Below are 15,136 nucleotides of genomic sequence, written 5' to 3'. Positions count from 1 at the left end.
TTTATACTTATTTGTGTAAGCGCTTTACAATCTCAATCTCGTCTTGGCGAGCACATCTGAAGGAGGGAATTTATTTGCACAAAATGAAAGCTTGGTTGATCGGATTATTTACTTTTGTTTTTATCCTTGGGAGTTTAGGTGCGTTACCTGTTCGTGTCCATGCAGCCACCATCTCCTCTTACGCACTGCCTTCGATCTACACCGCATCCACGGTGTACGGACTTAAGGTCGATGCGACAACGATTCCCGTTGTGAGTTACACGAGTGACTATGATTATGCTCATTTTTCCATGTCAGGCTCAGCGACGATTGAGGTTACAGCTATTGGACAAACGAGTATTTCCTCGTACTCCATCAGTCCCAAGAAGCTTAATTTGACTGGCACAACGAGTGGCAATAAGCTGACGTTTACGGTCAGTGGCGATGAGTATTTAATCGTGAAAATCAACGGGCAGCGCGCGCTCGTCATCGCAGCGGACCCGGCAGAGTCGAACAAACCCGCTTCATCGGGGACAGGGATTTATAATGTGAAGAACGCGCCTTACAACGCGGATAGCACGGGTGCTGGCATGGCGACGACCGCCATTCAGAATGCGATCAATGATGCGGCCAGCTACACAGGCGGTCAGGGAATCGTGTATGTACCTGCGGGGATCTACAAGGCGGGAAATCTGCAACTGAAAAGCGACGTCGCCTTGTATTTAGAGGGCGGAGCTGTGCTTCGTTTTACAGGAGTGGCGAGTGATTACACGGTGAATTGGCATAAGGATTCACAGAATCGAGACGTCACCTGGTGGCTGTACACCCCGACTGGTGCAGACAATGTCAAAATTTACGGTCGAGGCACCATCGACGGCAATGGCAAATACGCGACAACGACGAACAATTTTGCCAGCAATCTAATTGTGCCAATCGGTACGACCAATTTTACGCTGGATGGTCCACTGCTTCGCGATTCAGGTTCGTGGGCCGTGACACCGGCAAGATCGAATGATCTGACTTTTAAAAATATGAAAATCTTTAACCGCTTCGATATGGGTGAGAACGACGGTATCGACGTGAATGAATCTCAGAATGTACTCGTTCAGCATGGCATCGGCATTGGCTTGGACGATCCTTACACGACGAAAACATGGGATCAGGCGACAGATATTAGTCTAAGCTGGCCTGGAAGCCCTGAGCCTGTCAGCAATGTTGTGTTCGATGATCTGATTTCCTGGACGGTTTGCTTTGGGTATAAAGTAGGTCAAGGCATGCGACAAAATCAAAGCGATGTGACCTTCAAAAATAGTGTGGTGTACGACGCATCTGTCGGAATCGGTGTCGATCATAAATACGGTGTTGGTAATCTCACGAATGTTACCTTCGAAAATATCGATATTGAGCGTATTACCTATACGAATGACAGCACGCGGACATGGGCCTCCTTTATTATTCGAAATGCCGATGGTTTTGGCGGCGGTACGATCAATACGTTGACCGTTAAGGATATTCTAGTCCGCGATGCCGGAACGACGTTGGGGACGTTGAAGGGTTATAGCAGCACCAAAAACATCAGCAATATTACGTTTAATAACGTGGTGATGCCGGGCAGTGCGACACCAGCGCAGAACTTAGCGCAAATGAACATACTCAATCGTGCTAATCATACACCTGTGACGATACTGCCGACGCAAATTGCTGAACCTGTGCAACGGGTGAATCTAGCTTTGAATAAACCAGCAACAGCTTCATCTGGCGCAGCTGCTCCTAGTCTTTCTTTTGATGGCAACTTCGGTACACGATGGGGATCTAGCTATACAGATAATGAGTGGATCTATGTCGATTTGGGATCACCTGTGTATGTCGATGGTGCGAAGCTTTATTGGGAAGCGGCATATGGCAAAAACTATCAAATTCAAGTTTCTAATGACGGCAGCATATGGACAAATGTATTTAGTACAACTACGGGGAATGGCGGTGTCGATGAGATCAGCTTTACGCCAACGTTGGCTAGATATGTGAAAATGAATGGAACTCTGCGGGGTTCGGTGTACGGGTACTCCTTATGGGAGTTTGAGGTATATGGTGCAGCAGGTAATTTAGCAATGGGGGCAACGGTGTCGGGGAGCAGCTCGGTGGAGAATACGAATTTCTCTGCGGCTAAAATAAATGACGGACAACGCAGCAGCGTGACAGGCTCTATGGGTTGGAGCAGTAATAACAGCTTAACCTCGAACCATACCGAGTTAGTGACGCTGGATATGGGGTCAAGCAAGACGATCTCGAAGGTGGATCTGTTTCCGCGTAATGACGCAGGCAATGTTGGGCAAAATTTCCCGATCGATTTCACGATTAAGACTTCTGCCGATAATGTGAATTGGTCGACCGTTGTGGCGCGTACGGGCTATGCGCAGCCGGGGAATGCCGTTCAGAGTTTTGCGTTTTCTGCGGTATCTGCAAGATATGTGAAAATCGAAGGGACGAATCTGCGCCCGAACCCGAGCGATGCAAACCAGTATCGGATGGCGTTTGCGGAGGTGGAACTGTATGCGACCAATTACGCAACTGGGGCTATCGTGTCGGCAAGCAGCTCATTAGAGAATAGCAATTATTCTACGAGTAGAGTAAATGACGGCGGGCGAAATTCGGTGACAGGCTCGATGGGATGGACTAGTAATAATAGTCTGACTGCGAATCATACCGAGTCAGTGACACTAGATATGGGGGGGAGTCGCAGTGTGAGTATGGTAGACATCTATCCACGTAATGATGCGGGGAATATCGGACAAAACTTTCCGATCGACTTCACCATTAAAACCTCGGCGGATAATGTGAATTGGTCGACGGTAGTTACACGTACGGGCTATGCGCAGCCGGGGAATGCCGTTCAGAGTTTTGCGTTTTCTGCGGTATCTGCAAGATATGTGAAAATCGAAGGGACGAATCTGCGCCCGAACCCGACCGATGCGAATCGGTATCGGATGGCTTTTCCTGAGGTGGAAATTTACTAGCACCGAGATCTCCTATTAATGCTCCTGTCCAATCAGTTAACGTCCATAAAAAGGGATGTTAACTGATTTTTTTCATTGTTGGCTTGTTGGCAATCGGATGCCTTCGCGGTATTGGCTTGGTGAGATGCCATACCACTTCTTGAACATCCGACTAAGATGTAATTGATCCGTATATCCGACGGAGTAGGCGATCTCTTTTATGGATAGTGACGTGCTCGTTAGGAGTTCACACGCTTTGCCCAGCCGGATTTCGCTTAGATAGTGCTGCGGCGGTGTGCCGATGGCAGCTTTGAAAAGGCTTGTGATATATTTTCGACTAAGCCCCAGTGTTTGTGCCATTTCCTCGATCGTAATCGGTCGGGCATAGTTATTTTTCATAAAAGTGATTGCCTGCGCCACGTATAAGTCTTTCATGGTCTTCTGCTGCTGGAAAGGGGACTCCTGTTGAGAAGATTCTAGTAACAAGGCTAAGAAGGCATACAGCGCTGAGGTTAACTGCAAAGGCTTGCTGTAAAACTGCTGGTTCGCGTCAAACAGTTTATTGAAGCACTGCCGAATTTCCAACTCTCGATCGCAGGAAATGACAGGATTGTCTGGTGTAAAGCCTGCTTGCCGCAAATAATCTTGGACAATGCCGCCACCGAAAGCGACCCACGAAAAGTTCCACGGCTCCACTTCGTCCGCTGCAAAAAAAGAAACAACATAGGGAGATATCAGGAAAACATGCCCCTGAGATAAGTGATACGTTTCATTGCCCACACGATAGATACCCTTGCCACTGTGAATATAGAAGATTTTATAGTTCTGTTTAATCGCTGGTCCCCAAGATTGGCCGGGCACGCATTGTTCTGTCCCTGTGTAATAGAATTGGACGTCTTGCTGAGCTGCGATGGCGTACTGAGCAATTGTATGGTTAACCATTGGCGGCTGCCCCCTAACAGGTTTGAAAGAGTAATAGGTCATTATGCTATATAGTGCATCCATTTTATTATAGCAGTGACTTCCAATTTGGACTAGAATGAACTCAATTCACATGTAATAATTGCAAAGCGAGGCTAATCAACCTGACGAATATTGAACCTTTTCTGAAAAAAGTACGTCGTTCTATCGATGCTCACCGAATAAGTTCTTTAGGAGGATACCGTCAAAAGATCTCTGAATCTCTCGAGGCAGATTTGTATGGAACTGCAGATGCTGTCATTTTGCTATACACAATTGGTGAACTACCGCCAGAAGGGAGCATCGAGCGTGAACGCTTGGTGACGACCTTGCAAGGACTGGGCTCAACTACCTTGGAGAGAACTGGATGTTATGTACACATTGATCAGTGATGCTGAACAAAGCCAACATCGGGCAAATGAACTCCAAGCCATGATCAGCGATTGGCAGCCATCTTTTAACCAGTATTACTGTACTCGGAGACGGGCCTGAAGATGCCCTATTCGAAGATATGCATGCGTTATGCGGAACGGTTTGCGCGCTAGCGCTCGTTCAGTCCGTGATGCCTGAACAAGTCGAGGCGGACATTGTGCTGCAGAAGATTTTAGACCGACGTCCATTTATTTAATTGTGTAATCAAATTAACCGAAAGAGGCGATCTATATGGAATACAATTATTTAGGCAGATCGGGGCTGCGGGTTAGTAAACTCTGTTTGGGTACGATGAATTTCAGTGTGGATACGGAGCAAGCAGAAGCCTTCCGCATTATGGATGCCGCGCTGAATGCGGGTATTCAGTTTTTTGACACCGCTGACATTTATGGCTGGGGCGAGAATTCTGGCGCCACGGAGACGATTATCGGCAACTGGTTCGCACAAGGCGGCAACCGCCGAGAACGTGTTGTGTTAGCGACCAAAGTATATGAGAAACTTCATAAGCCGCTTTACGGCCCTAATGATGAGAGCGGCTTGTCCCTATACAAAATCCGTCGCCATTTCGAAGATTCGCTTCGTCGTCTGCGAACGGATCATGTGGAGCTTTACCAAATGCATCACATTGACCGTCGTACGCCTTGGGAAGAGATCTGGGGAGCATTTGAAGGCCTGGTTCAACAGGGCAAAATCGACTATATCGGTTCCAGCAATTTTGCAGGCTGGCATCTCGTGAAAGCGCAGGCGGCGGCCAAAGAGCGCCATTTCCTCGGGCTTGTAAGCGAGCAGCATAAATATCATTTGCTGAACCGTCTGCCAGAACTGGAAGTGTTGCCGGCCGCTCAGGATTTGGGCTTAGGCGTTGTCGTCTGGAGTCCGCTGGCAGGTGGACTGCTTGGCGGCAATGCGCTTTCAGCTGACCAAGGTACGCGCAGAAGCAGACAAAGCGAAGCGTTCGTAGCGAAGCACCGCAATCAGCTGGAAGCTTTCGCGAATTTGTGCAGCGAGCTAGGCGAAAAACCCGCGCATGTCGCGTTAGCCTGGTTGCTCGCGAATCCAACCGTGACAGCGCCAATTATCGGGCCGCGTACGGTGGACCAACTGATAGATACGCTCCGAGCGGTGGAGCTTAAGCTGAATGAAGCGACGCTGAAGGAGCTGGATCGCATTTTCCCAGGTCCAGGCGGAGCGGCTCCAGAGGCTTATGCTTGGTAAAATGTCTATTCATTAAATAAGAGGGGAGCTGCAGCTATGAAAAACAATCGTTGGGCCTTGGTCACCGGAGCTGACCGAGGGCTTGGCCTCGCTTTGGCCAAAGGACTGTTGGCGCGAGGTTATGATGTATGGGCAGGGCAATATGCAGAGGAATCTCAGGCATTGCAGGAGTTGGAGGCAGCTTACGGTAAGCGGCTGCGTCCTATTCGTCTGGACATCAGCGATGCGACGAGTGTAGCGGAAGCGCTGCGTATAGTGGTTGACCAAACAGAGCAGCTTGATCTGCTCATCAATAATGGAGCCATCCTGGGGAATACGACCTCGACGATTCAAGATGAGTTGGATTTTGAAGACATTGAGCAGGTATTTCGCGTGAATACACTTGGGGCATTGCGTATGACGAATGGGCTGATTGATCTTATTTTAAAAAGCACCGACAAAACCATTATGAACATCTCGTCCGAAGCGGGCAGCGTCGGGGCTTGCAAGCGAACCGCTTGGTATGCCTACTGCATGTCCAAGTCTGCGCTCAATATGCAATCACAACTCGTTCATAACCAAATTTCGCCGCAAGGCGGCAAAGTGCTGGTCGTGCATCCTGGGCATGTGCAGTCTTATATGAAAGGCGAGTTAGATGCGACTGCCAAGCTATCGCCTGAGCAATCTGCTCAGCACATCCTTGGGCTACTCGAACAGCGTCTCGGATCCGATTGGCCGGATCAATTACTGGCTCTGACTGACTATCAAGGCGGACAATGGCCGTGGTAAGTCATGGCGACACGAAGTAAAAGGAGATGAACTCGAATGTCAATTATTCCTACCTTGATTATTGGTAATAACGACGATGCACCGTACCATAAACTGCAGGCGGTACAGCAGCTTATCATAGATAACTTAGGGGCTTCTTTTCAAGTCACATCCGTTGAAGGCACTACTCATCTAAAAGTAGATGTCCTCCGGCCCTATCCATTAGTTGTTTCCTACTTAGATATGTGGGGGAAAGTGCCTGAGGCCGAAGAAACAGCCTGCCTCCTCCAATATGTCGCTGGCGGAGGGGGCTTGCTCGTTATCCATAACGGCATCTCCATCCAGGGCAGCCCGGAGCTTAGCCAGCTAATCGGGGCAAGATTTACAGGTCATCCTGCCTTCACGACACTCCCTTTCGAGAAGATGGAATGCGATCATCCGTTACTGAACGGACTGGAGTCGTTCGAGATGGACGAAGAGCCGTATCGCTTCGAACTAGACCCGTTCGCGCCGATCGAGCTCCTTCTGACGTATACACATGAAGGCAAACAATGGCCTGCAGCATGGACGCGCGCATATGGGTTGGGCAGAGTCGTTTACCTGATGCCAGGCCATCATCCGCCATCCTTTCAGTCGGAAACATATGGGAAATGGATTCGTTCTGCAGGTTACTGGGCAGCAGGTGTGCCAGTAACTTAAGCTGGCAGGAGGCTCCAACCAGTTGACACGAACCAGTGCCTTGAGGCACTGGTTTTTTAAGTGTTTTATAATTCAAAATATTTTATTTAGTCAATTTAAAGACTTGTCTTTTATATGTCCCCTTTCATACAATAGGAGAAGATAGTAAGTAACACCTTAGGATAGGAGCGCTGTGTGATGCGTTTTAAAGATGTTTTTTCCATCATCGGCCCCTCGATGATCGGTCCCTCTTCCTCGCATACCGCGGGTGCGATTCGTTTGGGACGCGTTGCCAGGCAATTGCTAGGCGAACAGCCGCTCCAGGCAGAGATCACGTTATACGGATCCTTCGCAGATACGTATCGAGGACATGGCACGGATCTCGCGTTGATCGGCGGGATTATGGATTGGGAAACGGATGATCCACGTATACCTCAAGCGGCCGAAGTGGCAGAAGCTTTAGGCGTAGCCATAGCTTTTCATATTAGTAAAGATAAAGCCGATCATCCGAACACGGTAGGGATTGTACTTACCTCAGAATTGCGAAAAGTCAGCATGAGAGGGGCGTCTATCGGCGGCGGTAATGTTGAGATTATGAATGTTGATCAATTTGATGTGAAATTCACAGCGAATTACCCTACATTGGTTATTTCGCATCATGATCGGCCAGGAATGATTGCAGATATTACAACGCTGCTAGGGGGCAACCAGATCAATATTGGATTTATGGATTTGGACCGAAAAGGGCGTAATCGCGAAGCGATGACGGTCATTGAGACGGATGCGTCTATTTCAGCTACTTTAATAGAACAAATTCTGCGTCTAAACATGATCACTGAAGTTAGAAAAGTAGATCTGGCAGAAAGAGGCGACGAATGAGATTCCGGACATTAAAGCAACTAGCCGATCTATGTGCGGCGGAAGGCATGACGATAGCAGAAGTGATGCTGGCTGATCAAAGTCACGAATCAGGCAAGCCGCCCGAATATGTATTTGATAAAATGCGTGCCTATTATCAAATTATGAAAGAGGCCGTAACCAAGGGTCTTACCGAGGATACGACCTCGCGAAGCGGGTTAACAGGCAAGGATGCGCAGCGTGTGGCTGCCTACCTCACGACAACAGAAGCATCACTGGGCGAAGAGGCTTGCAAAGCGATGGCGTATGCCCTTGCGGTCTCGGAAGTCAACGCATCGATGGGCCGTATCATTGCTACACCAACAGCTGGCTCATGCGGCATTATTCCAGGTGTATTCATCAGTTCACAGCAACGTTTTGGCTGGGAAGATGATCATTTGGTCAGAGGGTTGCTCTGTGCAGGTGCGATTGGGTATGTGATTGCCAACAATTCTTTCGTTTCTGGCGCCGAAGGAGGCTGCCAAGCGGAAGTCGGTTCAGCCATTGGGATGGCAGCTGGCGCACTCGTGGAGCTCCGCGGCGGTACGCCTGAGCAAGCGATGCATGCGGTTGGTCTTGCGCTGAAGAATACGCTCGGACTGATTTGTGATCCCGTTGGTGGATTGGTAGAAATCCCTTGCATCGTTCGCAACGGCTTTGGTGCAGTTAACGCGATGGCGGCAGCCGATATGGCACTCGCCGGAGTCCGTTCGGTGATCCCTTCCGATGAAGTCGTTCAAGTGATGTATGAGGTAGGCACAGCCATGCCGGAGAAGCATCGGGAAACGGCCAAAGGCGGTTTAGCCCAGACACCAACGGGACGGAAGATTATGAAGGAACTCAATCTAAACAGAAAACAATAGCAGGCGAACAAATCCCCGCCCCTCATGGCATTCCGTACCATGAGGGGCGGGGATTATTTACTAAGAGGCATTAGGCTGCTTTTTACGTGTAACGCTTTGTCGACCATCAATGCTAACGGGGATATCCCCATCTACCGTTTCTGTTAGAGGGAGACTGGTCAGCTGGACATTTGTACTAAAAGTGCGCAGTTTCACTTCCATTCCTTTTCGGTATATAGTAAAGAAATGAGGTGTGTGGAAAGGAGCTAGAAAGAAGAACATGCGTGCAACGATGACTACGACAATGACTGAAGAACAACAAGGTATTTTTCCAGCCGTTTGCCCTCTGGATTGTCCAGATCAGTGCGGACTGCTGCTTCATAAACAAGATGGGAAGATTGTGAAAATAGAAGGGGACCCTGACCACCCCGTGACACAGGGAGCGATTTGTAACAAGGTTCGCAACATGACAGCACGTATTTACGATGATAAAAGGCTGCAATATCCCATGAAACGCGTCGGCCCCAAAGGGGAAGAGGCCTCGTTCGAGCGGATTTCTTGGGATGAGGCATTGGACACGATTGCGAGTCGTTGGAAGAAACTGATTGCCTCGGAAGGCCCAGAAGCCATCTTGCCTTATAGTTTCTATGGCAATATGGGACGCATAGGAACGGAAGGCATGGATCGTCGCTTCTTCCATCGAATGGGAGCGAGCCGTCTCATGTATTCGATTTGCGAATCAGCCGGCACGGAAGGCTACAAGTACACGATGGGCGGCAGCTATGGGACCGATCCCGAGGATACGGTGCATGCGAAGCTGATCATCATGTGGGGCATCAATGCCGTTAGCACGAATATGCATCAGGTGATGCTGGCTGAGAAAGCTCGCAAGAATGGCGCGCAAATCATCGTCATTGATGCGCATAAGAACCAAACAGGCCGCTGGGCGGACTGGTTCATTCCCATTTTGCCAGGAACGGATGCGGCTCTCGCCCTTGGCATGATGAACATTCTGTTTGCTGAGGGGATGACGGATGAAGATTTCCTAGAGCAATTTACGCTAGGCTATGAGGAGCTTAGGGAGCACGTAAAGTCCTATGATCCTGCTAGCGTATCTGCGATAACAGGTGTGCCAGTGGAGGACATTTATCGCCTTGCTCGGTTATATGGGGAGACTTCGCCCGCTTTCATTCGTATAGGTAACGGAATTCAGCACCACGATAATGGCGGCATGTGCGTGCGGACGATCGCTTGCTTACCCGCGTTAACAGGACAATGGCTGCATCAAGGCGGCGGTGCGATCAAAGGAAATGGCGCTTATTTGGAGCATAATTTGCCGGCCTTGCAACGGCCGGATTTGCGTGCGAAGGATGCGCGTCTCATCAATATGAACTTGTTAGGCAGCGCCTTGCTCGAACTAGACCCGCCTATCCACGCGTTGTACGTGTATAATTCCAACCCAGCGTTGGTGGCCCCGCATGCGAATAAGGTGAAAGAAGGGCTGGAGCGGGAGGGTTTATTCACCGTCGTGCATGATTTGTTTTTAACCGAGACAGCCAAGTATGCGGATATTGTGCTGCCAGCGACGTCCTCTTTTGAAAATACAGACTTCTATCGCTCCTATTGGCATCACTATGTGCATCTTCAGCTGCCAGTGATTACGCCTTATGGTGAGAGCAAAGCGAATGTAGATGTGTTCCGACTGCTTGCAGCGAAGATGGGCTACGAGGATGAAGCGCTGCGGGACAGCGATGAGGACATGGTTCGTCAAGCCTTGAATCACCCTGAAAATCCAGCTTTAGCAGACATTTCGTTTGATTCTTTATTGGATTCCGGATTCATGAAGGCGGCGACTGTTCGTTTATTTCCCGGGAAACTGCGAACGCCTAGCGGCAAAATCGAACTATACTCGGCCGACATGGCGAGTAAAGGTTTTCCAGCGCTTCCAACGTATGTACCGCTTGCTGAGACGAGTGATTTGCCATTTATGTTCATTCCGGCGCCGAATCATAACTTCTTGAATTCAACCTTTGCGCATAATGAGAAGCATGTTCGCATGGAGAAAGTACCGAAGCTGCATATGCATGAAGACGATGTATCGGCTTTGGGCTTGGCCAGCGGCGACTTCGCACGTGTGTGGAACGAGCGCGGCGAGTGTGAGCTGGTCGTTATGGCTGGTCGCGATGTGCAGCGCGGGGTAGTTGTCAGTCAAGGGCTTTGGGCTGATACACCAGGCAGCAAAACGCGCGTAAACGTCCTGACACCAGATCGCGTGGCCGATATGGGCGGTGGGGCTACCTTTTTCTCTGGAAGGGTAGGCGTGGAAAAGTTAAGCGGAGCTTGAACCTTTGGGCGCTTGGGGGCATAGGCTACATCAGGAGATGATGATTTATGCCCATTCAGCAAAAAGCATACGCCTTAATCGGCAGGCCTGTTGGTATTTCCTTGATGGATGGTACCGGAGTATCTGGTATTCTGTGCAGTGTACAAGGCGGCTCGATCTACGTCATTGAGTATTTATACCATACGCAATTCGCTACGAAGCATTATACGTTCAATCAGGTAAGAGATATTTTGCCGTACCCGCAATGCCCGCAGCAGCCGGTGTATACACCTCAGCCATTGTATTAGGGTGTGGACATGACTTGCACAAAAAAACCGATCTTTTTGGATCGGTTTTTTTGTGTGCAAGGGCAGTTGCGCCGCCGGCGGGGGTTAGCTAGCGCACAAGAAATGTGCGCAAGGGCAGTTGCGCAGCCGGTGGGCGCTCGCTAAAGTGGCGGTTCAATGACGTATCGTGGAATGCCCCTTGATAAAGGTTTTTTGATGCAAAATCCTAAATTATCCACTCCCTGACCTAAATAAATGACAATTATTTTGCGGCGAAAGCGAGTATGATCATTTTTGTATACGCTTACAATTGTCGAAATATAACGATAAGGAGTTTTGCGCAATGAAATTTCAAAATGCCCAAAAAAAGTTTGCATTCATGCTTATGGTTTCTATGATATTGTCTTTGCTCCTTCCGGCAGCAGGGATGGCAGAGGATGTTGAAGTCATCGTTAAAGCACTTCCTCCGTCAGCTGACGCAGCAATTCAGTGGAAGAGTGGAGATACTGCTACACCAACCTTCGCAGACACGAACTACGATAAAAAGAATGGATCCACGGATGGGCTATTCAGTATCTCTTCTACAAGCTCGCAAAAGAAACAAATGTATATGAAATTTGATGTCACAACAGCTTCTGATCCGAGTTATACCTATACGTTACAAGTTTCTGCGAAACTAGGAAGCAATCTGACTACGGCAGATTTGCAAGTATACGGCTTAACCGATAATTCATGGCAGGAAAGCACGTTTACTTGGAACAATGCGACCGTTCCTCAAAAAGATCTATCGCAAATGGAGCGAGTAGGTCAATTTACAATTACAACATTAAATGGTGCCAAACCAATCTATCACGATATTGATGTATCCGATTATGTGAGACGTCATTTAGCGGATGGCGTTGTGACGTTTGTAGTTGCTGATTCGCTGCTAACGGGAAAATCCGTTAACTTCTACTCGAAAGACAATACTTCCGTTTCTAATTCAGAAACACAGCTTCTTGTGAAACGCATCGTACAAGGTGATAGCACCCCGCCGGAGTGGCCAACAGATGCTGCGTTAAAGTCGATTAATCTGGGTACTGATTTTGTTCAATTGACTTGGCCAGCGGCAACCGATGATAGCTCGGTAGCTAGTTATCAGATCTATCAAAATAATGCACTTGCAGCAACTGTTTCAGGTAGCACGACTTACACAGCACAAGGCTTGTCTCCAAATGTTAATGTCACCTATTCGGTTTATGCAGTAGACATTGCTGATAATATTTCCACGCGCCCGTTGAATTACCAAACAACGACACTATCAGCGCCGGTCTCGTCGATTCCAATCGTTGAAGTTAACGCGAGCAGCAGCGACGGAAACGTAGAGAGCAACACCTTAGACAATAATTTATTTAGTCGTTGGTCAGCCTCGGGCGATGGTCAATATGTGATGTTTGATCTAGGCGAAACCAAGCGGATTGGCTATGTAGGAATTGCTTTTTATAAGGGAGATCTCCGCTCTACTCGGATAGATATTGAAACCTCAAATGATGCAATAGCATGGACAAATGTATTTAGTGGAAGCAGTCGCGCAACCACAGCGAATATGCAAGCTTTTGATATCCCCGATACGAATGCCCGTTTCGTAAGGATTGTTGGGCATGGAAATTCTGATGGAAGCACGTTTACAAGCTTAACCGATGTTATGATCTACGCGCCATATGTAACGGGTGATACACCTGTTGCTATTGTTCCAAATATTACACCAACACCTCCTGCGGGTACGGTTCCATTCACTAAAGCTGGATTGACCCATCCAGATGGTACTGCGCATGTCCTGCATACGCCTAATCCTGTTATAGGTGCAACGATTAATGTAACCAGTTATGGTGTGGATCTTGCTGATAATACAAATGATGACCGTGTTGCGATTCAAAATGCCATTAATGCGGCTTCACCAGGGGATGAAGTTTATTTGCCGAATGGCGTGTATAACCTTATCACTTCGCCTGATGGCTTTGTGAATTTGAAGCTGAAGTCTGGTGTAAATGTACGCGGTGAAAGTGAAGCGGGTACCATATTAAAGTCAAGCATTGATGATATAAAAAATAGTTCCGTTGTGAAATCATCGAGCCAACACGATATTGTTGTGTCTGACTTGACGATCACTTCGACTTGGAATCGTAACTTTTCATTAGAGCATGCGACGAACAATCCCGATGCAGGTGGTCCTGACAGCAGCATTGCTGTAGCTAATTATGGTGAGATTCCCTCCTATAACGTGACGATAGATCATGTAACCGTGGAACGTTTTAGACGAATGGCAATCCGTATTGAGAACAGTCACGATGTGATCGTACGCCGTAGTACCTTCCGTAACGCAACAGATCTTGGAGGTGGCGGAGCAGGCTACGGAACCTCCATTCAAGGGATGCCGAAGGTAGACAGACTTGGTTTTGATAATGATACGTATTGGAATGTTGTGGAAGATTCCACATTTGAAGGTCCTTATTTACGTCACGGTTCCCTTATTCAGAATGTGGCACACAATAACGTTCTGCGAAACAACCATTATATCAATACCAAATTAGACGCGATCGATCTCCACGGTGAGTTAGAATACTTGAATGAAGTGTATGGTAATACCATTGAGAATATTTTGACAGGCGGTGGTGTAGGACTAGGCAATACAGGGGGTACAGCGCCATCTAACCATAGTAAATCCGGTCCTAAAAACCATATTCATGACAATGTAATCCGTAATTCGCGAGAAGGCATTGTTATTACAATGGGCACATCCGATACGTTAATTGAGAACAACATTATTGAAAATACGACTTCCGTTGAGAATGCGGTAGGAATCAATATTTTGAATGGACCAGGAACCCGTATTGTAAATAACATCGTTCGAAATAATACGGCATCCAATTACTGGGGGATCTTACTGGAACATGATAGAGGAGACCAGAACGCTAATTTTATCGGAGCGGGTGACCCTCAGAATGTACAAATTGAAGGAAATGTGGTTACTGGTAATACAAATGGAATTCAATTACAAGCTGGCGACAACATTCTGCTAATTAAAAATCGATTAAACAATATAGGTACAAATTACGATAAGGCTGCTGGCGTTACGGCATCGGAAGTTTGGCCTTCTACAGACAACACATTAAGTGGTTTAGGTATTAGCGTAGGTACCTTGAGCCCTGCATTTAATGCAGCAGTGACGGAATATGTGTCTTCTGTACCGAAAACAACATCAGAGCTTATCCTTACACCTACTACAGGGAGCGGCGAGGCGATATTAACTGTAAACGGTGCTCCCCTCGTTAGCGGATCACCTTCCAATGCTATCCATTTAAATGTTGGCGAGAATGTCATTGTCATTGTAGTTACTGCAGAAGATATGTCGACGAGAACTTATCATCTAGTAGTTACACGTTTACTCTCTGATAATGCGAATCTGAGTAACCTAGCTATTAGCGCGGGAACGTTTGTATTTGATCCAATGCTAACGACCCAAACTGCCAATGTATCAACTAGCAATTCAAAAATCCAATTCACACCTATCACATCAGACAGTACGGCTACAGTGACCGTAGACGGAGAAACAGTTGCAAGCGGCTCTCCTTCTAAAACAATCAAATTGCATCCAGGTGCAAATGAGATTACTATAGTCGTTACCGCAGAAGATTCGTCAGTGAAGATTTATCACTTACAAGTAATCCGGGGCAAGGACAAAGACAAGGATAAATAAATTAAAAAAGCTTCGATCACTCTCAGCTAGTAGCTGGGAATGACGAA

General features: G+C 47.8%; 11 protein-coding genes. 10 read left to right on the top strand and 1 reads right to left on the bottom strand.

The window, feature by feature from the left end:
- The first annotated feature begins 83 nt into the window (after positions 1-83).
- A complete protein-coding gene (locus J2736_RS24360; RefSeq protein WP_310501329.1) occupies positions 84-2,993 on the top strand; it encodes a discoidin domain-containing protein in 2,910 nt (969 codons plus the stop codon).
- A 72-nt stretch (positions 2,994-3,065) separates the two neighbouring features.
- On the opposite strand, the gene J2736_RS24355 is transcribed toward J2736_RS24360, so the two are convergent.
- A complete protein-coding gene (locus tag J2736_RS24355) occupies positions 3,066-3,914 on the bottom strand; it encodes an AraC family transcriptional regulator (protein WP_310501190.1) in 849 nt (282 codons plus the stop codon).
- Positions 3,915-4,168: 254 nt separating this feature from the next.
- Here J2736_RS24355 and J2736_RS24350 point away from each other — a divergent pair, with 254 nt between their 5' ends.
- The 9 genes from J2736_RS24350 (at position 4,169) to J2736_RS24310 (ending at position 15,089) form a co-directional block, all read left to right on the top strand.
- Positions 4,169-4,324 carry a hypothetical protein gene (locus tag J2736_RS24350; protein ID WP_310501189.1) on the top strand — a complete coding sequence of 52 codons (156 nt, stop codon included), beginning with the start codon at positions 4,169-4,171 and terminating at the stop codon, positions 4,322-4,324.
- 271 nt (positions 4,325-4,595) lie between these two features.
- Complete coding sequence (locus J2736_RS24345) at positions 4,596-5,579, top strand: aldo/keto reductase (protein WP_310501188.1); 984 nt, start codon at positions 4,596-4,598, stop codon at positions 5,577-5,579.
- A 36-nt stretch (positions 5,580-5,615) separates the two neighbouring features.
- The gene (locus J2736_RS24340; RefSeq protein ID WP_310501187.1) at positions 5,616-6,347 is read left to right on the top strand and encodes an SDR family NAD(P)-dependent oxidoreductase; all 732 of its coding nucleotides are present in this window, start codon (positions 5,616-5,618) and stop codon (positions 6,345-6,347) included.
- 36 nt (positions 6,348-6,383) lie between these two features.
- Positions 6,384-7,025 (top strand): ThuA domain-containing protein, encoded by a 642-nt coding sequence (locus J2736_RS24335; RefSeq protein ID WP_310501186.1) that lies wholly within the window; start codon positions 6,384-6,386, stop codon positions 7,023-7,025.
- A 177-nt stretch (positions 7,026-7,202) separates the two neighbouring features.
- Positions 7,203-7,883: an L-serine ammonia-lyase, iron-sulfur-dependent subunit beta gene (gene sdaAB / locus J2736_RS24330; protein ID WP_310501185.1), complete on the top strand. Its 681-nt coding sequence runs from the start codon at positions 7,203-7,205 to the stop codon at positions 7,881-7,883.
- Positions 7,880-8,764, top strand: coding sequence for an L-serine ammonia-lyase, iron-sulfur-dependent, subunit alpha (gene sdaAA / locus J2736_RS24325; protein WP_310501184.1), 885 nt, complete (start codon positions 7,880-7,882; stop codon positions 8,762-8,764). Before sdaAB ends, sdaAA begins: the two co-directional genes overlap by 4 nt.
- A 259-nt stretch (positions 8,765-9,023) precedes the next feature.
- Positions 9,024-11,087, top strand: a complete 2,064-nt coding sequence (locus J2736_RS24320; protein ID WP_310501183.1) for a molybdopterin-dependent oxidoreductase — start codon at positions 9,024-9,026, stop codon at positions 11,085-11,087.
- A 47-nt stretch (positions 11,088-11,134) separates the two neighbouring features.
- Complete coding sequence (locus J2736_RS24315) at positions 11,135-11,374, top strand: hypothetical protein (protein WP_310501182.1); 240 nt, start codon at positions 11,135-11,137, stop codon at positions 11,372-11,374.
- Between the two features lie 322 nt (positions 11,375-11,696).
- Positions 11,697-15,089 (top strand): cadherin-like beta sandwich domain-containing protein, encoded by a 3,393-nt coding sequence (locus tag J2736_RS24310; RefSeq protein WP_310501181.1) that lies wholly within the window; start codon positions 11,697-11,699, stop codon positions 15,087-15,089.
- The last annotated feature ends 47 nt before the right edge of the window (positions 15,090-15,136 follow it).

The organism is Paenibacillus qinlingensis (assembly GCF_031455095.1).
Taxonomy (GTDB): Bacteria; Bacillota; Bacilli; order Paenibacillales; family NBRC-103111; genus Paenibacillus_E; species Paenibacillus_E qinlingensis_A.
Note: the sequence above shows the minus strand (reverse complement) of the source record. Positions and strands in the feature narration are given on the sequence as shown.